This window comes from Enterobacter sp. ZOR0014 (assembly GCF_000798855.1).
In the GTDB taxonomy this organism is placed as follows: Bacteria; Pseudomonadota; Gammaproteobacteria; order Enterobacterales; family Enterobacteriaceae; genus Enterobacter; species Enterobacter kobei.
In genome coordinates this window covers 1-502 of record NZ_JTLF01000383.1, presented here as the reverse complement: position 1 = coordinate 502, position 502 = coordinate 1, and the positions used below count along the sequence as shown (strand labels likewise).

The 502-nt window shown below is 49.2% G+C and carries 1 protein-coding gene; it reads right to left on the bottom strand.

Features of this window, described 5'->3' with window-relative positions:
• Positions 1-188 precede the first annotated feature (188 nt).
• The coding region (locus L977_RS21570; protein ID WP_047626901.1) for a DUF2931 family protein at positions 189-502 on the bottom strand (314 nt) is incomplete at its 5' end.

The window sequence follows — 502 nt, the reverse complement described above, 5'->3', positions numbered from 1 at the left end:
TAAAGAGAAACTTCCATTCATCGTAAGGCAGTTTTTTGTAGCCCCATTCGGTCTCGCCCGGGGCAGCAGACGGAGTTTTTTCCGCGGTGCAGCCGGTCACTGACATCAACAGCAGTGCTGTAGAAATGATTTTAACCGTAGTCATATTGCCATCCTGTGCGTTAATAACTGGATATTGGGGTGAGTTCTCACCAGTTGCCGTAGGGGTAGGTTTTACCTTCGATAAAAGCTTTTGTCCCTTTGGTGTATCCATAACCATTAGGGAAATCAGTCACGCCCTTACACATCTGCATTTTGTCGCCGGATACGGTGGTAATTTTGGCATCTGACTGAGGGACCACCGGGTCGCCTAAATTATCCAGCCAGACACTCACCTTGCCCCCGGGGGCCAGACCAATCACCATAGTGTCACGATAATACGTCTCATCCGGGCGATAGCTGTCGGTGTATAGCGTAGTCATCTGCTCCCAGGTTCCTTTCCTGAAGAATATGAGGGTTTCAT